This window comes from Acidovorax sp. HDW3, from assembly GCF_011303755.1.
Lineage (GTDB): Bacteria > Pseudomonadota > Gammaproteobacteria > Burkholderiales > Burkholderiaceae_C > Paenacidovorax.
The window spans coordinates 2,529,605-2,549,680 of sequence record NZ_CP049885.1 but is presented as its reverse complement, the minus strand read 5'-3'; the positions used below and the strand labels follow the sequence as shown (position 1 = coordinate 2,549,680).

16 protein-coding genes are annotated in these 20,076 nt (G+C 69.1%); 9 read left to right on the top strand and 7 right to left on the bottom strand.

The window, feature by feature from the left end:
* Window positions 1-36: 36 nt before the first annotated feature.
* Entirely contained in the window at window positions 37-1,287 is a 1,251-nt protein-coding gene (locus tag G7045_RS11685) for an HD-GYP domain-containing protein (protein ID WP_166159801.1), read from the bottom strand.
* A gap of 104 nt (window positions 1,288-1,391) precedes the next feature.
* Here G7045_RS11685 and recG point away from each other — a divergent pair, with 104 nt between their 5' ends.
* On the top strand, window positions 1,392-3,521 hold the full coding sequence (gene recG, locus G7045_RS11680) for an ATP-dependent DNA helicase RecG (RefSeq protein ID WP_166159800.1): 2,130 nt from the start codon (window positions 1,392-1,394) through the stop codon (window positions 3,519-3,521).
* Window positions 3,522-3,562: 41 nt separating this feature from the next.
* Here recG and G7045_RS11675 read toward each other — a convergent pair whose 3' ends face one another.
* The 5 genes from G7045_RS11675 to G7045_RS11655 are packed head-to-tail and all read right to left on the bottom strand — an operon-like array spanning window position 3,563 to window position 9,621.
* On the bottom strand, window positions 3,563-4,798 hold the full coding sequence (locus G7045_RS11675; RefSeq protein ID WP_166159799.1) for an NnrS family protein: 1,236 nt from the start codon (window positions 4,796-4,798) through the stop codon (window positions 3,563-3,565).
* A 38-nt stretch (window positions 4,799-4,836) separates the two neighbouring features.
* The gene (locus G7045_RS11670) at window positions 4,837-5,637 is read right to left on the bottom strand and encodes an ABC transporter ATP-binding protein (protein WP_166159798.1); all 801 of its coding nucleotides are present in this window, start codon (window positions 5,635-5,637) and stop codon (window positions 4,837-4,839) included.
* Window positions 5,634-6,425, bottom strand: coding sequence for an ABC transporter permease (locus tag G7045_RS11665; protein WP_166159797.1), 792 nt, complete (start codon window positions 6,423-6,425; stop codon window positions 5,634-5,636). The genes G7045_RS11670 and G7045_RS11665 overlap by 4 nt, the downstream gene beginning before the upstream one ends.
* 14 nt (window positions 6,426-6,439) lie before the next feature.
* Window positions 6,440-7,492 carry an ABC transporter substrate-binding protein gene (locus G7045_RS11660; protein ID WP_166159796.1) on the bottom strand — a complete coding sequence of 351 codons (1,053 nt, stop codon included), beginning with the start codon at window positions 7,490-7,492 and terminating at the stop codon, window positions 6,440-6,442.
* Window positions 7,493-7,509: 17 nt separating this feature from the next.
* The gene (locus G7045_RS11655) at window positions 7,510-9,621 is read right to left on the bottom strand and encodes a TonB-dependent receptor domain-containing protein (protein WP_166159795.1); all 2,112 of its coding nucleotides are present in this window, start codon (window positions 9,619-9,621) and stop codon (window positions 7,510-7,512) included.
* A gap of 150 nt (window positions 9,622-9,771) precedes the next feature.
* Here G7045_RS11655 and G7045_RS11650 point away from each other — a divergent pair, with 150 nt between their 5' ends.
* The 4 genes from G7045_RS11650 to G7045_RS11635 all read left to right on the top strand — a co-directional run bounded on the left by G7045_RS11650 (window position 9,772) and on the right by G7045_RS11635 (window position 14,943).
* A complete protein-coding gene (locus tag G7045_RS11650) occupies window positions 9,772-10,281 on the top strand; it encodes a copper chaperone PCu(A)C (protein ID WP_205737190.1) in 510 nt (169 codons plus the stop codon).
* A 21-nt stretch (window positions 10,282-10,302) separates the two neighbouring features.
* The gene (locus G7045_RS11645; RefSeq protein ID WP_166159794.1) at window positions 10,303-10,686 is read left to right on the top strand and encodes an S-adenosylmethionine decarboxylase family protein; all 384 of its coding nucleotides are present in this window, start codon (window positions 10,303-10,305) and stop codon (window positions 10,684-10,686) included.
* Window positions 10,687-10,696: 10 nt separating this feature from the next.
* Window positions 10,697-11,962, top strand: coding sequence for a multifunctional CCA addition/repair protein (locus G7045_RS11640; RefSeq protein WP_166159793.1), 1,266 nt, complete (start codon window positions 10,697-10,699; stop codon window positions 11,960-11,962).
* Window positions 11,963-12,069: 107 nt separating this feature from the next.
* Window positions 12,070-14,943 (top strand): EAL domain-containing protein, encoded by a 2,874-nt coding sequence (locus G7045_RS11635; protein ID WP_240919217.1) that lies wholly within the window; start codon window positions 12,070-12,072, stop codon window positions 14,941-14,943.
* On the opposite strand, the gene G7045_RS11630 is transcribed toward G7045_RS11635, so the two are convergent.
* The gene (locus tag G7045_RS11630) at window positions 14,918-15,112 is read right to left on the bottom strand and encodes a DUF2905 family protein (RefSeq protein WP_166159792.1); all 195 of its coding nucleotides are present in this window, start codon (window positions 15,110-15,112) and stop codon (window positions 14,918-14,920) included. The two genes, G7045_RS11635 and G7045_RS11630, sit on opposite strands and share 26 nt — an antisense overlap.
* Window positions 15,113-15,178: 66 nt before the next feature.
* Here G7045_RS11630 and G7045_RS11625 point away from each other — a divergent pair, with 66 nt between their 5' ends.
* The 4 genes from G7045_RS11625 to slmA all read left to right on the top strand — a co-directional run bounded on the left by G7045_RS11625 (window position 15,179) and on the right by slmA (window position 19,990).
* Window positions 15,179-16,096 (top strand): PhaM family polyhydroxyalkanoate granule multifunctional regulatory protein, encoded by a 918-nt coding sequence (locus G7045_RS11625; RefSeq protein WP_166159791.1) that lies wholly within the window; start codon window positions 15,179-15,181, stop codon window positions 16,094-16,096.
* A 113-nt stretch (window positions 16,097-16,209) separates the two neighbouring features.
* Window positions 16,210-18,111, top strand: coding sequence for an MFS transporter (locus G7045_RS11620; protein ID WP_240919216.1), 1,902 nt, complete (start codon window positions 16,210-16,212; stop codon window positions 18,109-18,111).
* A 76-nt stretch (window positions 18,112-18,187) separates the two neighbouring features.
* Window positions 18,188-19,258 carry a zinc ribbon domain-containing protein gene (locus G7045_RS11615; RefSeq protein ID WP_166159790.1) on the top strand — a complete coding sequence of 357 codons (1,071 nt, stop codon included), beginning with the start codon at window positions 18,188-18,190 and terminating at the stop codon, window positions 19,256-19,258.
* A 57-nt stretch (window positions 19,259-19,315) separates the two neighbouring features.
* Window positions 19,316-19,990, top strand: coding sequence for a nucleoid occlusion factor SlmA (gene slmA, locus G7045_RS11610; RefSeq protein ID WP_166159789.1), 675 nt, complete (start codon window positions 19,316-19,318; stop codon window positions 19,988-19,990).
* Window positions 19,991-20,076: the final 86 nt, after the last annotated feature.

The following is a 20,076-nucleotide window of genomic DNA, read 5'->3' as shown; positions in this document are numbered from 1 at the left end:
CCTGCGCGGCGCTGTCTCTTGCGGACTTTTTGCGGACTACGCGCCCGCGCTGCTCCATAGGTCGTTCAGGTCCGGAAAATTCCACTGCGCCGGGTCTTCGCGGGCGACGATTTTTTCCGTGCAACCCGGGCGCGAGAGGTCGAGCAGCTCGGGCGGAATGCGCAGCTGCGATTTGGTCGAATAAAACACCCGTACGCGCGGCGCCAACAGGGCGTCGGGCGATTGCTCGGTGACCACGGCCAGGCGGCCCGAGCCCAGGCGCACGAGCGAGCCCACGGGGTAGATGCCCATGGTTTTGACGAAGGCCTGGAACAGGCGCGCGTCGAAATGGTCCTTGCTCCACTCGGCCATGCGGCGCAGCGATTCCGACGGGTCCCAGCCGTTTTTGTAGGGGCGGTTGGAAGTGATGGCGTCGTACACGTCGCAAATCGCCGTCATGCGCGCCAGCACGCTGATCTGCTCGCCCTGCAGGCGGTCGGGGTAGCCGGTGCCGTCCATTTTTTCGTGGTGGTGCAGGCAGGCGTCGAGCGCCTGCGGGTGCAGGCCCGAGTCTTTGAGCATGGCGTGGCTGTGCACCGGGTGCGCGCGCATGATGGCAAATTCCTCGTCCGTGAGCTTGCCCGGTTTGTTGAGCACCTCCATCGGCATCTTGGCCTTGCCCAGGTCGTGCATCAGGCCGGCGGTGCCGGCGATGTGCACGGCCTCCTCGTTCATGCCCAGGTTGCGCGCCAGCGAGATCATGAGCGCGGCCACGGCCACCGAGTGCATATAGGTGTAGTCGTCGGCGGTTTTGAGCCGCGCCAGGCTGACCAGGGCGCCGGGGTTGCGGGCGATGGAGTCGCTCATGTCCTCGATCAGCTCTTGCGCTTGTGCTGGATCGACGGCGCGGCCCATGCGCGCCTCGTGGAACATCGATACCACCGCTTTTTTACTGGCAGCGCAAATCTGCGCGGCGCGGCGCAGCTCCTGCACCATGGGGCTGGGCTGGCGCCGGATGTTGGGGGCGGGATGGGCGCTGGCGCTGTGGGCGGCGGCCTGCTGCAAATCGGCCTCGGCCTGGGCGTCGGCCTCGGCGCGCGAGACGCTGTGCGTGCCGGCGGCAACGTCCAGCCCTTTGCTGACGTCGATCCAGACCTCGTGGATCTCTGAAGCGTGGATCAACTCCAGATCGTGGGCATCTTCGAGCAGGAAGCGGGTGCGCCAGAACGGGTGCTCCATCCAGGAGCCGCAGAACTCGTGCAGGTACATGCCCAAGGTCAAATGTTGAACGTGAATGCGCTTGAGCATGGAAAAAACCAAAAAAACCAAAAAACCAAAAAACCAAAAAACCAAATGTGATGGTAGCCCAGGGTTCGATTCAGCACAGTATGGGGCCGTGGTAGCCTTTTGTCGTGCCCGCCCGTTCGTCCCCTGCCCCCACCGCCGCGCCTGCAAAACCCGCCACCCCCGCCCTCAGCCCTGCCCAGCAGGCGCTGCGCAAACTCGGGCTGGTGCGCGACATTGACCTGGCGCTGCACCTGCCGCTGCGCTACGAGGATGAAACGCGCATCACCTTGCTCAAAAACGCCCGCGAGGGCGAGGTGGCGCAGATCGAGGCCGAGGTCGTCAGCAGCGAAGTGCAGCAGCGCCCGCGCCGCCTGCTCAAGGTGGTGGTGGACGATGGCAGCGGGCGCTGCGAGCTGACGTTTTTCAGCTTCTACCCCTCGCACCTCAAAACCCTGGCCGTGGGCGCGCGCCTGCGCCTGCGCGGCGAGATTCGGGGCGGCTTCTGGGGCCGGCAGATGCTGCACCCGGCGTTTCGCCAGGCGGGCGGCGAGCTGCCCCAGGCGCTCACGCCGGTGTACCCCACGGTGGCGCAGCTGCCCCAAGCCTATCTGCGCCGCGCCATCGCCAGCGCCCTGCAGCGCGTCGCCCTGCCCGAGACGATTCCGGCGCCGCTGCTCCCGCCCCTGGCTGTTTTTGATAGGCAAACTGGCCTGCAAGGCCCGTGGATGCTGCGTGACGCGCTACATTTTTTGCACCATCCGCAACCCGACGTGGCGCTCGCCACGCTCGAAGACCACAGCCACCCGGCCTGGCAGCGCCTCAAGGCCGAGGAGCTGCTGGCGCAGCAGCTGTCGCAGCACGCGGCGCGCCAGCAGCGCGCACGCCTGCGCGCGCCGGTGCTCACGCCTGGCGCGCAAGACCTGCCCGGCCAGCTGCAGGCGGCGCTGCCCTTTGCCCTGACCGGGGCGCAGCAGCGCGTGGTGGCCGAGATCAACGCCGACCTGGCCCTGGCGCGCCCCATGCACCGCTTGCTGCAGGGCGATGTCGGCGCCGGCAAAACCGTGGTGGCCGCGCTGGCGGCGCTGCGCGCCATCGAGGCCGGCTGGCAATGCGCCCTCATGGCGCCGACGGAAATTCTGGCCGAGCAGCACTTTGGCAAGCTCGTCGATTGGCTCACGCCGCTGCTGGCGCCGCTGGGTTTGCAGGTCGCCTGGCTGGCCGGGGCGCAAAAGAAAAAAGAGCGCGCCGCCATGCTGGCGCTGGTCGAGAGCGGGGCCGCCGCGCTGGTCGTGGGCACGCACGCCGTCATCCAGGAGCAGGTGCAGTTCGCCCGCCTGGGCCTGGCGGTCATCGACGAGCAGCACCGCTTTGGCGTTGCCCAGCGCCTGGCGCTGCGGCAAAAACTCAGCCACCAGGGCATGGAGCCGCACCTGCTGATGATGAGCGCCACGCCCATCCCGCGCACCCTGGCCATGACGTACTACGCCGATTTGGACGTCTCCACCATCGACGAGCTGCCGCCCGGGCGCACGCCCATCGTCACGCGGGTGATTGCCGACAGCCGCAAGGACGAGGTCATCGCCCGCCTGGCGCCGCAGCTCGCCGCCGGGCGCCAGGTGTACTGGGTGTGCCCGCTGATCGAGGAGAGCGAGGCGCTCGACCTCTCCAACGCCACCGCCACCCACGCCGAGCTCGCTGCTGCCTTGCCGGGCGTGCAGGTGGGGCTGCTGCACTCGCGCATGGCGGCGGCAGAGAAAAAAGCCGTCATGCAAGCCTTCAAAGACGGCGCCCTGGGCCTGCTGGTGGCGACGACGGTGATCGAAGTGGGCGTGGACGTGCCCAACGCCTCGCTCATGGTCATCGAGCACGCCGAGCGCTTTGGCCTGAGCCAGCTGCACCAGCTGCGCGGGCGCGTCGGGCGCGGCGCGGCGGCCTCGGCCTGCGTGCTGCTCTACAGCGTGGGCGACAGCGGCCGCCTGGGCGAGAGCGCACGCGAGCGCCTGCAGGCCATGGCCGAGACGACCGACGGCTTTGAAATCGCCCGCCGCGATCTGGAGATCCGTGGCCCGGGCGAGTTCCTGGGGGCGCGCCAGTCGGGTGATGCGCTGCTGCGCTTTGCCGACCTGGCCACCGACACCGTGCTCCTGGCCTGGGCGCGCGAGACGGCGCCCGTCATGCTGGCGCAGCACCCGCAACTCGCGCGCGAGCACATTGCGCGCTGGCTGGGCGGGCGCGCCGACTTCCTCAAGGCGTAGCGCCAAGGCGCGGGGTCAAAAAACAGTGTCAACGCCCAGCGTCAGGGCGCCGTCGGCAGCACGCCGGCGCAGCCCTGCTGCCCGTCGCTGCGCGCCTGCCACAGCCCCGGCGCTATGCGCCACAGCAGCAGGGCAAACGCCGCGCACCAGCCCAGGCTGGCCACGGCGAGCCAGAGCGTGGGCGCTGCGCCCAGGGCCGCCGCCACACGCGCCGCCGTGGCCAGCAGCAGCAGCGCGCCGCCCAGCCCCAGCCAGGGGCCGGGGTCGGGCCTGCGGCCCACGTGGGCGCGCCCGGCAATGCCGATGACGATGAAAATCCCCAGCCCCACGCTGCCCATGGTCAGCAGGTGGCGGCCCGCCGCCAAGGCGCCGTCGAGCAGGCCGAGCGCGCCCAGGCCCAGGCCGGCGTAGCCCAGGGCCATGCACAAATACATGCTGTAGAGCAGCAGCGTAAAACGCCGCCGCCACAGCGGTGCGCCCACATGCCAGTCGGTGAGCAGGTGCAGCACGGCGGCGCTGGCGGCCAGTGCCAGCCAGCCGGCCAGGTGGCTGGCGGGGGCGAAAAATTCGGCCACGGTCGCCAAGCCGATGCACAGCGCCGCCAGGTGGCGCCGGGGTGGGCGGGCGATGTAGGGCGGCGCGCCCGGGCGCAGCTGCTCGATGGCGCGGTTGAGGATTTGCATCGAAATCCGGCTCGCCGCCACCACCGTCAGCAGCATCAAGAGGCCCAGGCTGGCGTGCAGCCAGCGCAGGCTGGGGGCGCCACGCAGCGCGTCGGCATAAAACCCGGCGCTGCTGCCCGCCAGCGCCAGCAGCAGCCAGCCAAACGCCTGGTGCGCGCGCCCGGCGGGGCTGCGCAGCGCCGGCCACAGCTGCGCCAGCAGCCCCAGCGGCAGGCCCACCTGGGCGCAGGCCGCCAGCCACAGGGCGGGCGCCCCCCACCAACCCGAGAGCACAAGCCCCAGGCGCGCGCCCAGCCACAGCAGCACCAGCGCCTGCAGCGCCTGGGGGCGGGCGCCAGCGGTGGCGGTGAACTCGGGCAGGGCGGTGAGCACAAAGCCGGCCACGGCGGCCATGGCAAAGCCCAGGATCAGCTCGTGCGCGTGCCACACCAGGGCGCCGCCAGCAATGGGCGGCAGCGGCCAGTGGGCCGCCAGCGCCAGGCTCCACCAGGCCAGCAGCAGCGGCGCCGCGAGCATGGCCAGCAAAAAGAAGGGGCGCATCCCGCAGCTCCACAGGGGGTGGCGGTGGTGCAGGAAAGAGGGGCTGGGTGGCATTGCAAAAATGATAGCTGCTCGCGCTTGATGGATAAGGGCTAGAGGCTGTTTTGATTGATATTTATGGGTTGCCAGCGCCCCAGTGCTGCGGCGATGGCGCCGGGGCCGGGCAGGTCAAATGCGGCGCGCACGGCCGGGTGCTGCTGCAGCTCGGCGGCGCAGCGGTGCACCAGGCTGTCGTCGCGCTCCAGGGCTGTGCCGGGGGGCTGGTAATGCGCCACGATGCGCCCGGGGGTGGGCGCGAGCACCAGCACGTCGTCGGCCAGGCGCACGGCTTCCATCAGGTCGTGGGTGATGAGCAGCGCCGCCAGGCCGGCCTGCGCCTGGCGTTCGAGCAGCAGCTGGTGCAGCTGGTAGCGCAGGCCGATGTCCAGGGCGGCAAAGGGCTCGTCGAGCAGCAGCAGCGCCGGGTTGAGCACCAGCGCCCGCGCCAGGGCGCAGCGGCTTTGCATCCCGCCCGAGAGCTCGGCCGGGTACTGCGCCAGCGCCGCCTCGGGCAGGCCCAGGGCCAGCGCCATGGTGCGCGCCTGGGCCTGGCGCGGCGCGCGTGCCAGGCCGCGCGCTTTCAGGCCCAGGGCGATGTTGTCCAGCGCCGTCAGCCAGGGCAGCAGGCGCGGCTGCTGGAACATGACGGCCGCCGGCTGCAGCCCGGGGTGGATCTGCCCCTGCTGCACGTCCAGCAGCCCGGCGCACAGGTGCAGCAGCGTGGTCTTGCCGCAGCCCGAGGGGCCGACCAGGGCCAGGGTGCGGCCGGCGTGCAGCGTGAGGTCGATGCCGTCGAGCACCAGCGTCGGGCCGTAGCGGTGGCTCAGGGCCTGTACTTGCAGCGCTGCCGTCATGTGCCAGCCTCGCGCCAGCGCTCCAGGCCGCGCTTGATGGGTTCGAGCAGGCCGTATTCGAGCAGCAGCAAGCTGGCGACGACGGCGCAAATCCAGGCCAGGGAGGCGCTCATGTCCAGTTGCGAGCGGCTCACCGCCAGGGCGGCGCCCACGCCGTCGCTGCTGGCCAGCAGCTCGGCCATGACGGCCACCTTCCACGACGAGCCCAGGGCTGTGATGCTCGCCGGAAACAGGTAGGCGGCGACATGCGGCAGGTACAGGTCCCACAGGCGCATCCGCCAGGGCAGGCGGTAGGCGCGCGCCATGTCCTTGAGGTGCAGGTCCAGCGTGCGCGTGCCCTGTAGCGCGCCGGCAAAAACCACCGGCAGGCAGGCGACGAAGACGGTGAAGATGGGCGTGCCGTCGCCCAGGCCAAACCACAGCATGGCCAGCACCAGCCAGGCAATGGGCGGCATACCCAGCAGCAGCGTGACCCAGGGGCGGGCCATCATGGCCGCCGTCATCGACAGCCCGGCGAGCAGGCCCAGGCTGCTGCCCAGGCCCAGGGCCAGCAGCAGCCCGAGCAGGGCGCGCCGCGCCGTAATGGCCAGCTGCGGCCAGGCTGCGCCCGACTGCAGCAGCTGCGCCAAGGTGGTGAAGGTGCTCAGCGGGTCGGGCAGGATCAGCGGCCCGTACCAGGCCGCGCCCAGCTCCCACAGGGCAATGAAAAGCAGCAAGCTGGCGATGGCGCCCCAGCCGCTCCAGAGGTAGGCGGGCAGGCGGCGCAGCCCATACCACAGCAGATGCATGGCAGCGCGCTCCGTCAGGCGCCGTAAAAGCCGGCCTCGGGCAGCTTGCCGCCGATCAGGCCGGGGCTGCGCGCTTGCAGCCGGGCGAAGAAGAACTCCAGCTCGCTGCGCGCCTGCGCCGCCGGCACGGCCTGCAGCTGGCTGCGCGGCAGTGCGTCCATCACGGCCTCGGGCGTGAGCAGGTCGATATGGCGTGCCAGCATCGTGCCGCATTCCTGGGGGTGCGCCAGACACCAGGCGGCCGATTGGGCGTAGGCCTGCTGCACGGCGGCGAGCACCTCGGGCTGGCTGCGCAGCGCGCCGATGGCGGCAATGCCCGCTTGCGGAATGCGCGCCGGGCGGTGCAGCAGGCGCCCCCATTCCTGCTGCAGATCAAGGCTGCGGTGCAGCTCGGGTGCGACCAGGCCAATGGGGAAGGACTGGGTTTTGCGCAGCGCCAGCGACACCCCGGGCTCGGTCAGCAGCGCGTGGCGCACGCGGCGCGTGATGAGCAGCTGCATGGCCTCCATGGGCGTGGGCACGTAGCGCAGCTGCAGGTCGCGCGCCGGGTTCAGGCCCTGTTCGGTGGCCAGCAGTTGCAGCAGCAGGTCGGGCATGTCGCCGCGAAAGGGCACGGCAATTTCTTCGCTCCGGTAGTCGGCCAGGGTGGTGCGCTGCGCATCGCGCGAGACGATCCACAGCGCGCCCCAGGTGGAGATGTTGAGCAGGCGCAGGCCCACGCCCCGGTTGTAGAGGTTGGCGGCCACGTTGCTGGGCATGGCCAGCACATCGGCCTTCTGGCCAATGGCCATGGCACGCAGCTGGTCGGGGTCGCGCCAGGGCTGGAAGATGGTCTGCTGCGCCACGGCGGCCAGGGCGCCGCTTTCGGCCATGTGGATCAGCGGCGCCGAGACGATGGCCGGCGGCCCCGCCAGGGTCAGGCGCGGCAGGGGTGCGGCGTGCACGTGGGTGGGCGCTGGCGCCAGCAGGCTGGCCAGGCCCAGGGCGCCAGCGCCTTGCAGCAACTGGCGGCGGGTGGCGGTGGTGGTCGAGAGTGGGGGCGCGAAGGTGGGGCTGGCTGGCTGCATGGCTTGCCTTGGGGTGGTCAGAATTGGTAGCTCAGGCCCGCTGCCAGGCTGCGCCCGAGGCCGGGCAGGTAGCCCGGCATGGCGGCGCTGGCCTGGTTGCGGATGGCGTAGCTGCTGGCGTAGCGCCGGTCGGTGACGTTGTCGGCCAGCAGGTAGGCGTTCCAGGGGCCATTTTTCCACTCCAGCTTCAGGCCCAGCAGGGCGTAGCCGTCTTGCGTGCTGCCGGGGGTGTTGGCGTGGTCGATGGGGGTGGCGCCCGGTTGCCAGCGCACGTTGGGGCCCATGCGCCAGGTGCCGCTGGCGCTGGCGTGGCGCCACAGCAGTTCGGCGTTGAGCAGGTGGCGCGGCACGCCGGCGATGCGGTTGCCGGCGTAGCGCCCGTCTTTGAAGCGAAAGTCGCTGTACGTCCAGGAGCTGCGCCAGTCCCAGGCGCCGCTGCGGCCCGAGAACCCGGCCTCTATGCCCTGGTGGCGCGTGCCGCCAGCGTAGTTGTAGGTGCCGATCTTGATGCCGTTGGCGTCGGCGGTGCTCATGAGCTCGTCCTGCACCTCGCTGCGGTAGTAGGTGATTTGCCACTGCGGCGCGTTCGCGCCCTCGCCCCAACGGCCCTGGCCGCCGATTTCAAAGGTGCTGGCGCTCTGCAGCTGCAGTGCCACCAGCGCTGCCTGGGCCGAGGCCGGGTTGGGCGGCAGCACGCTGGCGCTGACGATCTCCCAGAACGTGGGCGCCTCCTGGCTGCGGCTTAAGCTGGCCCACCAGCGCTGGCGGGGCTGGGGCGTCCAGCTCACGCCCACCTTGGGGGTGGCAAAACGCCAGCTTTGGTCGAGCGCCTGGCCGGTGCGCTGCTCGCGCGCATCGCGCGTCTGGCGGCTGGCGCCGAGCTGGGCGTGTGCCGTCCAGGCGGGCGCCCATTGCCAGTCCAGGCCCAGCTGCGCTTGCAGGTTCTGCGCCTGCAGGTCGTAGCTGCCAAAGCGCTGCAGGGCGCTGCCGTTGGCGGGATTGTTGGCGTCGAGCGTGCGCTCCATGCGGCTGCGCGACCAGGCCAGGGCGCCGCGCCAGTGCAGCGCGCTGCCCACCTGGCCGCTGGCCTGCCATTGCAGGCCGCTGGTGTGGCTTTGGGTGCCAAAGTGGGTGGTTTGGTCGTTGAAAAAATCGTCGGTGCTCTGCCAGTACCAGCCCAGCTCCTGGCGCAGTGCGGCGTCGCCCCAGAGGGTGCGGTTGGCCAGGCGCAGCTGGCGTGCGGCGCGGCGCGGGTCGCGCCGGTAGACGTTGAGCAGCTGGTCTTGCAGCGTGTTGCCGTCACCGAGCACGCCCTGCGGGTTGCTGTGTACGCGCTCCTTGGGCACGACGGTGGGAATATCAAACTGCAAATCCGTCCAACTGAGGTAGCTGCGGTTTTCCAGCGTGCCGCTTTTCCAGCCCAGGTTGGCCTGCAGCGCGTCGCGGCGCGAGGCGCTGTGGTGGCGCCAGCCGTCGTAGCGGTCGGCGCTGGCGCTGATGCGTCCGTCCCACCCCTGGCCCGCCTGGCCCAGCGCCGCCTGCAGTGCGCGCCGGCCAAAACTGCCGTATTCGCTGCGCACGCGGGCGCGCTCGTCGGCGCCAGTGAGCGATTGGAAATCAAGCTCGCCGCCGAGCGTGGTGGCGCCCGGGGTCAGGGTGTTGGCGCCCCGGCGCACGCTCACCAGGGCGGCGTTGCGCGGTTCGAGCAGGCCGATGATGAAGGAGCCGTCGGCCTCGTTGAGCGGCAGGCCGTCTTGCAGCAGCAGCACGCCCCGGTTGAGCGGGTTGCTTTGAATGCCCGAGCCCCGGATGTTCAGGCGCGGCTGGTCCGTGGCGCCAAAAAAATCCTGGATGACGATGCCCGGCTGGTAGTCGAGCGCGTCGCGCAGCGTGGCCAGGCGCGCCTCCTGCTGCGGCGTGACGAGGTTGGTGCCGCCGGGCACCCGCTCCAGGCGGGCGCGCTCGGCCTGCAGCGACGGCGCCAGGGGCGCGCCGCTGCCTTCTTCAGCGCTGATGGTGACGGCGGGCAGGCTCGCCAAGGTGGACTGGGCCAGCACCGGCAACGGTGACAGCGCCGCAGCGCAGGCACAGGCCAGGGGGGTGCGAAGCAGGGGCAGCAGGCGATCCATAAAAATAAATGAGAGTGATTTCTATTTATTAAATGATGCCATGCAAAACAGGAGCTTGAAATGACTTTTATCAACCTCCCTGTCGCCAAGGTGGGTGGGGGCGGGCGCTCTTCCTACAATCGGGCGCTTGTACCCATGACAGGAGGATGTATGCAGTTGCAATCGCGTCGTTGGCGCCAGGCCCTGGGGCTGGCCGTGGCATTGGTGGCTTCTACGGCCTGGGCGCAGAGCGCGCCGGTGGCGGTCGAGGGCGCCTGGGCCCGCGCCAGCGTGGCCGGGCAAAAGGCCACGGGCGCCTTCATGCGTTTGACGGCGCAAGAAAACACCCAGCTGGTGCGCGTGCAGTCGCCCGCCGCTGCGGTGGCCGAGGTGCACGAGATGAAGATGGAAAAAGACGTGATGAAGATGCGCGCCATTGCCGCACTCGACCTGCCCGCCGGCCAGGCCGTGGAGCTGCGCCCGGGCGGCTACCACGTCATGCTCATGGACTTGAAGGCGCCGCTGGCTGTGGGCAGTGAAGTGGCGCTGACCCTGGTGCTGCGCAACGCCCAGGGCGTGGAAACCAGTGTGCCGCTGACGCTGCCCGTGGCGCTCAAGGCGCCCGGCGCCGCTGCTGCAGCCCCCGCCCATACCCCCAGCCCAGCCCCCGCCGGGCACTGAGCGCTAGCCCGAGGCGCCGCCGTGCAAGGACTGCACCTGACGGCAGATTTGTACGGCTGCGCCGGCGAGGCGGCGCTGCTGCTCGACGCCGCGCGCATCGCCGCGCTGTGCCGCCAGGAGGTGCTCGCTTGCGGCCTGACGCCGGTGGGCGAGCGCTGGGTAACCTTCCCGCCCTACCAGGGGCGGCCCAGCGGCGTGACGGGCACCGTGTTGCTGGCCGAATCGCACCTGGCGCTGCACACCTGGCCCGAGAGCGCCAGCGTCACCCTGGATGTGTACGTGTGCAACTTCTCGGGCGACAACTCGGATCGGGCGCGCACCCTGCTCGCGCGCCTGATCGCGGCCTATGCGCCCGCGCAGCAGCAATGCCAGGAGCTGCGCCGGGGCGGCCCGGTGCTCACGTAAACTGCCCGCCATGCAGATTTACATGGTTGGCGGCGCCGTGCGCGACCGCCTGTTGGGGCGCCCGGTGCACGACCGCGACTGGGTGGTGGTGGGCGCCACGCCGGCGCAGATGCTGGCGCAGGGCTTCACCCCGGTGGGGCGCGACTTTCCAGTCTTTTTGCACCCGCAAACCCACGAGGAATACGCCCTGGCGCGCACCGAACGCCAAAGCGGGCGCGGCTACCGGGGCTTTAGCGTGCACAGCAGCCCCGACGTGACCCTGGAGCAAGACCTGGCGCGGCGCGACCTTACTATCAATTCAATAGCTGCTGACGCTGGCTGGACGGGCGCTGGAGCCGTTTTTGACCCCTATGGCGGGGTGCGCGACCTCAAGGCCGGCGTGCTGCGCCACGTGACGGACGCCTTCCGCGAAGACCCGGTGCGCATCCTGCGCGTGGCGCGCTTTGCCGCGCGCCTGCCGCGCTTTCGCGTCGCCCCTGAAACCCTGCAGCTGATGCGCGCCATGGTGCGTGCGGGCGAGGTCGATCACCTCGTGCCCGAGCGCATCTGGCAAGAAATCTCGCGCGGCCTGATGGAGACGCGCCCCTCGCGCATGTTCGAGCTGCTGCGCGCCTGCGGCGCCCTGCGCCGCCTGCTGCCCGAGCTCGACCGCCTGTGGGGCGTGCCCCAGCGCGCCGAATACCACCCCGAGGTCGATACCGGCATCCACGCCATGCTGGTGCTGGACATGGCCGCGCGCCTGCAGGCGCCGCTGGCGGTGCGCTTTGCCTGCCTGTGCCACGACTTTGGCAAGGGCACGACGCCGGCGCACCTGCTGCCGCGCCACCTCGGCCATGAGGAGCGCAGCGCGCAGCTGCTGCAAGCCGTGTGCCAGCGCTGGCGTGTGCCTGCCGATGGCCGCGAGCTGGCCGAGGTGGTGGCGCGCGAGCACGGCAACATCCACCGCTCGGACGCGCTCGGCGCTGCCGCCCTGCTGCGCCTGTTCGAGCGCTGCGACGCGCTGCGCAAGCCCGAGCGCTTTGCCCAGGTGCTCTGGGCCTGCGAATGCGACGCCCGGGGCCGCAAGGGCCTGCAAGAGCAGCCCTACGCCCCGCGCGTGCGCCTGCAGGCGGCGCTGGCCGCCGCCCTGGCCGTGCCCACCGCCCCCGTGGCGCAGGCCGCCGCACGCCGGGGGCTGCAGGGGCCCGAAGTGGGCCGCGCCATTGCCCAGGCACGCCAGCAGGCGCTGGTGGCGTGGCTGGCAACGGAAGAAAATAAGGGCAAACCCTTGTCGTAAGCGCCGGCCTGTCTGGGGAAAACACCGTAGTATTCCGTATTCCCTGGATACACTTTTTTACCCTGGCGGCTGCAGCGGTGGGGGCGAAGTGCCATATTCGCGCCGTCATGTCTGCTTCTTTGTTTTCTTCTCTGCCCCTGTGGCCGCGCACGCTCCAGCGCAAGGCGGCCTGGGCGCTGTTGTTGGCGTTGGTGCTGGCCCTGGGCAACGTCGCCGTGCTGCAGGTGCTGCTGCGCCGCTCGGACGATCTGGCGGCCACGCTCAACATCGCCGGCAAGATGCGGATGCTGGGCCAGCGCATGGCGCTCGAGGGCCTGGCCGCGCGCCAGGACCCGCAAGGCGACTGGGCCCAGGCGTACGACGAGCGCGTGCAGGCGTTCGAGCAGGCCCAGCGCACCCTGGCCGCTGGCGGCAGCGCCTTTGGCCTGCGCGTTGTGGCCTTGCCGGCGCCGCTGCGCCCGGCTTTTGACGACCTGCAGACCAGCTGGCTGCAATACCGCCAGGCCCTGCAAACGCTGCAAGCGGCCCCGGTTGGGGCTGCACCCGATATTCGCCCGGCCATGCAGGCCAGTGCCGTGCTGCTGCAGCACACCGAGGTGCTGATGGACGGCATCGTCGCCTACGCCAACGCGGCGCACCAGCGCGCCCTGTACAGCAGTTTGGCGTTGTTCGTGCTCGATGCGTTGCTGCTGTGGCTGGGCTACGTGCTGGTGGCGCGGCGGGTGCTGCAGCCCATGCAGCGCCTGGCGCAGCAATGCCGCGCCATGGTGGCGGGCGACTATGCGCAGCGCGCACCGGCGGCGCTGGCGCGGCGCAGCGATGAGCTCGGCGAGCTGGCGCAGGCGCTCAATGAGTCGGCGCGCCATATCGAGCAGCTGCTGCTGGACGTGGCGCAAGAGCGCGCCACGGCCGAGCAAATCCAGGCCATGTTCAACGGCCTGGCCGACAACGCGGTGGCCGGCATTTACATGCTCGACCACGAGCTGCGGCTGATTTACGCCAACGACCAGATGGCGCGGCTGAGCGGCTACACGCAGCAAGACCTGGACAACCACCTGCCGATGTCGCGGCTGTTCACGCCCCAGGCTTACGTTGCCGTCGAGAAAAGCGTGCAAGACCGCCTGCAAGGGCGCACGCGCAACGCCCGCTACGAGCGCCGCCTGCTGCGCGCCGACGGCAGCGAGGTGGACATTGAAATTTTTGGCACTGCCATGCGCTACCAGGGGCGGCCGGCGGTGATCGGCCTGATTATTGACACCAGCGAGCGCAAGCGCGCCGAAGCCTCGATGCGCCGCGCCAGCCTGGTGTTCCAGCACACGCGCGAGGCCATTGTGGTGACCGACGCGCGCGGCGTGGTGCAAGACATCAACCCGGCGTTCACGCACATCACTGGCTACGCCGCGCCGGCCATCGTCGGGCGGCGCATGAATACGCTCAGCTCGGGCCAGCATGGGCTGGAGTTCTACCAGGGCATGTGGCAGCGCCTGCTCGAGCATGGGCATTGGAGCGGCGACATCACCAACTGCCGCGCCGACGGTCAGACCTTTGTCTCGGAGCTGACCATTACCGCCTCGCACAACCCCGACGGCAGTGTGCACAACTACATCGGCCTGTTCAACGACGTGACGCTGCAGCGCCAGCAGCAGGCTTCCATCTGGCACCAGGCGCACTACGACCACCTCACCGGTCTGCCCAACCGGCAGATGTTCCAGCAAAACCTGGTGCACGGCATGGAGCAGGCGCGCCACAGCGGCCTGCCGTTTGCGCTGGTGTTTCTGGACCTGGATTTTTTCAAGGAAGTGAACGACACCTTTGGCCACGACCAGGGCGACGAGCTGCTGCGCCAGGTGGCGCGGCGCCTGCGCAGCTGCGTGCGCGCGACCGACCTCATCGCCCGCCTGGGGGGCGACGAGTTCACCCTCATCCTGCCTGGGCTGCAGGCGCAGGCCGATGCCCAGCCGGTGTGCCGCAAGGTGCTGCAGGCCATTGCCCAGCCCTATGCGCTGGGGGGCAATACGGTGCACATCTCGGTCAGCATGGGCGTGACTTTTTATCCGGACGACAGCAGCGACGGCGTCGAGCTGCTCAAGCACGCTGACCTGGCGATGTACGCCGCCAAAGACAAGGGGCGCAACCAATTTGCCATTTTCGAGCCCGAAATGCAGGCCGCCGTGCAGCAGCGGCGCCTGCTGCTGCGCGACCTGCAAGCGGGGATTGAGCAGAGCCAATTCGTGTTGCACTACCAGCCCATCGTCGAGATGCGCAGCCAGCGCACCGTCAAGGCCGAGGCGCTGCTGCGCTGGCTGCGCCCCGGTTGCGGCCTGGTTGGGCCGGGCGAGTTCATCGACCTGGCCGAAGAATCGAGCCTGATCGTGCCCCTGGGCGACTGGGTGTTTCACGAGGCGGCACGCCAGCTGGCGCAGTGGCGGGCGGCGGGGGCGGTGGATTTTTCGCTCAGCGTCAACGTCTCGCCCGTGCAGCTGCTCAGCAATGCACACCAGGTGGGCGACTGGCTGGCGCAGCTGCCACCGCTGGCGCTGCCGGGGGCGGCGCTGACGCTGGAGATCACCGAACGCGTGCTGCTCGATGCCGACCCAACCTCCGACAGCAAGCTGCACCAGCTGCAAAACGCCGGGCTGCAACTGGCGCTCGATGACTTTGGCACGGGCTACTCCTCGCTGTCCTACCTCAAGCGCTTTGACATCGACTGCATCAAGATCGACCGCAGCTTTGTCTCGCACCTGCAGGCGGGCAGCCAGGACATGGTGCTGTGCCAGGCCATCATCGTCATGGCGCACCAGCTGGGCATCACGGTGGTGGCCGAAGGGGTGGAGACGCAGGCGCAGCACGAGCTGCTGCTCGCCGCCGGCTGCGACTACGGTCAGGGCTACTTTTACTGCCACCCGGTGCCGGCGCAGATTCTGGGCGAGCGCCTGCAGCGCGAAGCCTTGGCCGCTACAGCCAGCGCGCGAGCAGGCTGACGAGCCAGCTCAGCAGCAGGGTTGAAGCCAGCGGAATATCCCACTCCCGCCCGCCCAGGCGAAAGCGCAAATCGCCCGGCAGGCGGCCAAAGCCCCAGCGGCGCAGCCAGGGCGCGAGGCCGTTGATCAACACCAGGGCCAGGAAAACGACGAGCAACCAACGCAACATGCGCCCAGTGTAGGGCTGTGCATGGGGTAAGCTTTGCGCGATATCCACCCACTGCATGGAGCCGTCATGAGCGAGAACAATGCCTTTGGTTTTGCCAAACTGGTGCCCGGGTTTGATTTTTTGCAGGGCCTGGCCAAGGGCGCGGCCGACAAGGTGCCGCAGCTGCCCAACCTGTCGAACTGGGTGGCGCCGACGATCAACGTCGAGGAGCTGGAAAAGCGCATCACCGAGCTCAAGTCGGTGCAGTTCTGGCTGGAGCAGAACTCGCGCGCGCTCGCCGCCACCATCCAGGCGCTGGAGGTGCAAAAAATGACCCTGGCGACGCTGCAGGGCATGAACTTCAACATGGCCGACGTGGCCAACGCCTTCAAGCTCAAAGCCGCCGATACGGTGGCCACCGGCGTGCAAAAAGCGGGCGAGACCGTGGCCAGCGCGGCGCAGGCCGTCTCGGACGTGGCCGCGCGGGCTGCGGATGGGGCCGAAGCCGCCAGCACCGCCGCCGCCCCGGCAGCGCGCAAGAGCGCCAAGGCGGCGCCCGAGGTTGGCGCCATCGACCCGCTGCAGTGGTGGGGCGCGCTCACCAGCCAGTTCCAGCAAATTGCCGCCACCGCCCTCAACGATGCCGCGCGCCAGGGCGCGCTCGACGCTACCAAGAGCGTGGCCACCGGTCTGGCCAAAGAGGCGCTGAAAACCGCCACCGATATGGCCACCCAGATTGCCGCCAAGGGCGTGCAGACCATGCAGGAGGCCGCCGGCGTCAAGCCCGCAGCCGCTGCCGGGGTGGGCGCAGCGGTCAAAACCGTGGCCCAAAAAGCCGCCAGCGAAGCGGGCAAGAAGGCCGCGAGCGAAGCCGTCAAGGCCGTGACCAAGACCGCGCGCAAGGCCGCCGGCAAAGCCCCGGCCAAAACCACCGCCAAAGTCACCACCAAAACCGCAGCGAGAACCCCGGCCCAGGCGCCGGCGCGCAAAAAAGCGGCTTCCTAAGCACCCAATCAAGGGTTAAAACAGCTGCTAGCGCTTGCTCAATAAGCGCTGACAGCTATAAAAATAATAGCGCTGCCGGCCCGCTGCGTGCATTCCCCCCTGAAGGCCTTGCCGTGTCCGACCACCCCAACCAGTTTGCCCTGCTCACCCAGCGCCGTTTTGCGCCGTTTTTCTGGACGCAGTTTTGCGGCGCGGCCAACGACAACCTGTTCAAGTTCGCCTTCACCGTCATGGTGACTTACCAGCTGCAGGTGGCCTGGCTGGCGCCGGCGCAGGCCGGGCTGGCGATTGGCGCGCTGTTCATCCTGCCGTTTTTGCTGTTCTCGGCCACGGCCGGGCAGATCACGGACAAGCTGGAGAAGACGCGCATCATCCGCTTCGTCAAGAACCTGGAGATCGCCATCATGCTGCTGGCGGCGCTGGGTTTTGTGCTGACGCTGCCGGCGCTGCTGCTGGCCTGCGTGTTCCTCATGGGCCTGCACTCGACGCTGTTTGGCCCGGTCAAGTTTGCCTACCTGCCCCAGGCTTTGAGCGAGCGTGAGCTGACCGGCGGCAACGGCATGGTGGAGATGGGCACCTTCGTCGCCATCTTGCTGGGCAACGTCGCCGGTGGTCTGCTCGTGGCGCTGCCAGATGTGGGTCACAGCGCGGTGGCGGCCGGCTGCGTGCTGCTGGCGTTGGTGGGGCGCGTGGCGGCGCAGGCCATCCCGCCCGCGCCCGCGACCGACCCGGGGCTGCGCATCCACTGGAACCCGATCACCGAAACCTGGCGCAACCTGCGGCTGGCGCACGAGAACATCGTCGTCTTTCGCTCGCTGCTGGGCATTTCGTGGATGTGGTTCTTTGGCGCGGTGTTTTTGTCGCAATTCCCCAGCTTTGCCAAGCAGGTGCTGCACGGCGACGAGCAGGTGGCCTCGCTCTTGCTGGTGGTGTTCTCGGTCGGCATTGGCACGGGCGCGCTGCTGTGCGAGGTGCTCTCGCGCCGCCATGTGGAGATCGGCCTGGTGCCGCTGGGCACCATCGGCATGAGCGTTTTTGCCATCGACCTGTACTTTGCCGCGCGCGGCCTGCCCGAGGCGCCGCTGATGGGCCTGACCGCCTTCCTGGCGCAGGCGGCGCACTGGCGCGTGATGCTCGATTTGCTGCTGCTGAGCCTGTTTGCCGGGCTCTACAGCGTGCCCATGTACGCCCTCATCCAGATGCGCAGCCAGCCCACGCACCGCGCGCGCATCATTGCCGCCAACAACATCTTGAACGCGCTGTTCATGATCGCCAGCGCCGTTCTGGCCGGCGCGCTCCTGGGTGCGGGGCTGAGCGTGCCGCAGGTGTTCTTGCTCACCGGCCTGGCCAATGCGGTGGTGGCGGGCTACATCTTTTTGCTCGTGCCCGAGTACCTGCTGCGCTTTGTCGCCTGGGTTTTGTCGCGCTGCATTTACCGTTTCAAGGTGCACGGCGATGCGCACATCCCCACCGAGGGCGCGGCCATCCTGGCGTGCAACCACGTCAGCTTCGTCGATGCCATGCTGCTCATGGCCGCCAGCCCCCGGCCCATTTACTTTTTGATGGACCACCGCATCTTCCGCGTGCCGGTGCTCGGCTGGCTGTTTCGCCTGGCCAAGGCCATTCCCGTCGCACCACAAAAAGAAGACAGCGCCACCTACGAAGCGGCATTTGAACGCGCCGCCCAGGTGCTGCAGGGGGGCGACTTGCTTGCCATCTTCCCCGAAGGCGGCATCACCCGCGACGGGCAGCTGCAGCCCTTCAAGGGCGGCATCATGAAGATCATCGAACGCGCCCAGGCTGATGGCGTGGCCGCGCCCGTCGTGCCCATGGCGCTGACGAATTTGTGGGGCTCGTACTTCAGCCGCATCGAGCAAGGCGGCGCCATGGTGCGCCCCTTCCGGCGCGGCTTTTGGAACCGCGTGGGCCTGAACATCGGCCCCGAAATATCTGCCGCCAGCGTGCAGCCCGAGGCCCTGCGCGTGCAGGTGGCAGGGCTGCTGGGGCAGGGGTGATGGCGGTGTAATTGGCATGTAGCGCTTGCTGGATAAGCGCTGGCAGCTATCAAATTAATAGTAAAAAAGGTGCATCATGGGCAAAGCATTGCGCTGGTCGGAGAAGTGGTTTCGCCGGGGCCTGTGGCTGGTGGCGTTCGTGTTTGCCAGCTTCCTCATCGGCCTGGGCAGCCAGCTGGTGGGCGACCTGCCGCGTGTGCAGGCGCCGGTGCGGCTCGGTGACTTTGTCGATCAAGCCCAGGCCGCGCCGCTGCGCGCCCGCCTGAAGGCGCTGGAGGGCAGCGTGCAAGACGCGCAGCAGGCGCTGGAGCAGGCGCAGCTGCAGCGCAGCAAGGCGCGCAGCGAGAGCCAGGACGCGCGCGAGACTTACGCCAACTGGCTGGCCGCGCGGCGGGCCACGGAGCGCAGCGAGGACAACCCCGAGGTGCTGGCGCGCAACCGCCAGCTCGACGCCTTGAAGCAGGCCGAGCGCCGCGCGCAGGAGGTGCTCGAAGCGCAGCAGCAAGCGCAGCTCGACGCGCGCCAGGCGAGCGATGCCGCCCGTGCCCAGCTCAGCGCCCTGGAGGAGGCGGCGCGCGAGCCCTGGCGGGCGGCGCAGCGCAGCGCCGAGCTGCGCGTGTTCCTCTACCGCCTGGCGCTGACGCTGCCGCTGTTGCTGCTCGCGGGCTGGCTGTTTGCCAAAAAGCGCCACGGCACCTGGTGGCCCTTCGTCTGGGGTTTCATCTTCTTTGCGCTGTTCGCCTTCTTCGTCGAGCTCGTGCCCTACCTGCCGAGCTACGGCGGCTACGTGCGCTACGTGGTCGGCATCGCCATCACGGCGCTGGTTGGGCGCTGGGCCATCGTCGCGCTCAACCGCTACCTGGAGCGGCAAAAACAGGCCGAAGCCCTGCCCGAGCAGGAGCGGCGCCAGGAGCTGGGCTACGACCTGGCGCTCGAACGCCTGGCCAAGGGCCTGTGCCCGGGCTGCGAGCGCGGGGTGGATCTGAAGAACGAAAAAATTGATTTTTGCCCGCACTGCGGCATCGGTCTGTTTGACCATTGCGGCGCGTGCAGCACGCGCAAGAGTGCGTTTGCGCGCTACTGCCATGCCTGCGGTGTGGCAGCAGACAAAGCGGCAGACAAAGCGGCAGAAAAGGCCAGTGGCTGAGGGTTTTGGCGCCGGCTTTCTTTGCGAGAATGGCCCTCCTTTGTCTGTGTTCGCCCCATGTCTGAATTTGCCCCCGCCTCCGCCCTCCCTGAGAACGAAGCCGCCAGCAGCGGCACTGCACCGGCCGCGCGCAAGCGCCCGCTGCCGGGCGAGCGCCGGGCGCAAATTCTGCAAACCCTGGCCCAGCTGCTGGAGCAGCCCGGGGGCGAGCGCATCACCACCGCCTTGCTCGCGCGCCAGCTCGATGTGAGCGAGGCGGCGCTGTACCGCCACTTCGCCAGCAAGGCGCAGATGTTCGAGGGGCTGATCGAGTTCATCGAGCACAGCGTCTTCAGCCTGGTGCAGCAGGTGCTCGGGCGCGAGGCGGCTGACCCGGCGCAGGGCAACGCCCAGGGGGCGGAGCAGGCGGCGCGCATCGTCGCCCTGCTGCTGCAGTTTGGCGAGAAAAACCCGGGCATGGTGCGCGTCATGGTGGGCGACGCCCTGGTGCTGGAAAACGAGCGCCTGCAGGCGCGCATGAACCAGTTTTTCGAGCGCTTTGAATCGAGCCTGCGCCAGGCGCTGCGCGCCGCTGCGCAGGCGCACGGCTCGGCCAAGCCCACGGCCGAGGCCCAGGTGGCCGCGCGCCTGCTGACCGACTTTGCCGTGGGCCGCCTGCAGCGCTTTGCGCGCTCGGGCTTTCGCCAGCTGCCCACCGAGCAGCTGCAGGCCAGCCTGGCGCTGGTGCTGTAGCCGGCGCGTTTGGAGCGATCTCCCTATTTTCCCGGGGGGGGTAGGGCAAAACGGGAATTTGCTGCAAAATAGAACGAACGTTCGTT

What these genes read in the sequence shown, in the direction of transcription:
- G7045_RS11685 (WP_166159801.1), bottom strand. Translation starts at nt 1,287, where the DNA reads ATGCTCAAGCGCATTCACGTTCAACATTTGACCTTGGGCATGTACCTG.
- G7045_RS11675 (WP_166159799.1), bottom strand. Translation starts at nt 4,798, where the DNA reads ATGCCACCCAGCCCCTCTTTCCTGCACCACCGCCACCCCCTGTGGAGC.
- G7045_RS11670 (WP_166159798.1), bottom strand. Translation starts at nt 5,637, where the DNA reads ATGACGGCAGCGCTGCAAGTACAGGCCCTGAGCCACCGCTACGGCCCG.
- G7045_RS11665 (WP_166159797.1), bottom strand. Translation starts at nt 6,425, where the DNA reads ATGCATCTGCTGTGGTATGGGCTGCGCCGCCTGCCCGCCTACCTCTGG.
- G7045_RS11660 (WP_166159796.1), bottom strand. Translation starts at nt 7,492, where the DNA reads ATGCAGCCAGCCAGCCCCACCTTCGCGCCCCCACTCTCGACCACCACC.
- G7045_RS11655 (WP_166159795.1), bottom strand. Translation starts at nt 9,621, where the DNA reads ATGGATCGCCTGCTGCCCCTGCTTCGCACCCCCCTGGCCTGTGCCTGC.
- G7045_RS11650 (WP_205737190.1), top strand. Translation starts at nt 9,772, where the DNA reads ATGCAGTTGCAATCGCGTCGTTGGCGCCAGGCCCTGGGGCTGGCCGTG.
- G7045_RS11640 (WP_166159793.1), top strand. Translation starts at nt 10,697, where the DNA reads ATGCAGATTTACATGGTTGGCGGCGCCGTGCGCGACCGCCTGTTGGGG.
- G7045_RS11635 (WP_240919217.1), top strand. Translation starts at nt 12,070, where the DNA reads ATGTCTGCTTCTTTGTTTTCTTCTCTGCCCCTGTGGCCGCGCACGCTC.
- G7045_RS11630 (WP_166159792.1), bottom strand. Translation starts at nt 15,112, where the DNA reads ATGTTGCGTTGGTTGCTCGTCGTTTTCCTGGCCCTGGTGTTGATCAAC.
- G7045_RS11625 (WP_166159791.1), top strand. Translation starts at nt 15,179, where the DNA reads ATGAGCGAGAACAATGCCTTTGGTTTTGCCAAACTGGTGCCCGGGTTT.
- G7045_RS11615 (WP_166159790.1), top strand. Translation starts at nt 18,188, where the DNA reads ATGGGCAAAGCATTGCGCTGGTCGGAGAAGTGGTTTCGCCGGGGCCTG.
- slmA (WP_166159789.1), top strand. Translation starts at nt 19,316, where the DNA reads ATGTCTGAATTTGCCCCCGCCTCCGCCCTCCCTGAGAACGAAGCCGCC.